The sequence below is a fragment of the Rubrivirga litoralis genome (assembly GCF_031846415.1).
GTDB lineage: Bacteria > Bacteroidota > Rhodothermia > Rhodothermales > Rubricoccaceae > Rubrivirga > Rubrivirga litoralis.
The window spans coordinates 1-463 of the sequence record NZ_JAVRHT010000096.1 but is presented as its reverse complement, the minus strand read 5'-3'; the positions used below and the strand labels follow the sequence as shown (position 1 = coordinate 463).

1 protein-coding gene is annotated in these 463 nt (G+C 65.2%); it reads left to right on the top strand.

The features are described 5' to 3' along the window. The coding region (locus RM540_RS16335; protein ID WP_489753817.1) for a flagellin N-terminal helical domain-containing protein at positions 1 to 463 on the top strand (463 nt) is incomplete at both ends.

Sequence of the window (463 nt, the reverse complement as noted above, 5' to 3'; positions counted from 1 at the left end):
GCTCTCGAACATCGGCGACGCCAAGGGCATGCTGACCGTCGGCGAGGGCGCTCTCAACTCGACGATGGACATCCTTCAGACGATGAAGGAGAAGGCGATCCAGGCCTCCAACGACACGATGGGTAGCGAGGAGCGCACGGCGATCAAGGGCCAGATTGATGCCCTCACGGCGGAGATCGGCGACACCCTCGCTGGCGCCGAGTTCAACGGCAAGTCCCTCTTCGGCGGCACCGACACGCTCAGCGACGGCACGAGCACGGGTGCGAGCCTCTCGTTCCAGGTCGGCGCCAGCTCCAGCGATACGTTCGGCGTCGAGATCGGCGCCCTCAGCACGACGGCGCTCGGAACAGACGCGGCAGGTACCGCCGACCTCGACCTGACCGGCATTACTGTCACGGACTCGACCACTGCCGGCACCGCCATCGACACGATCGACCAGGCGATCAAGAACGTCAACAAGGCT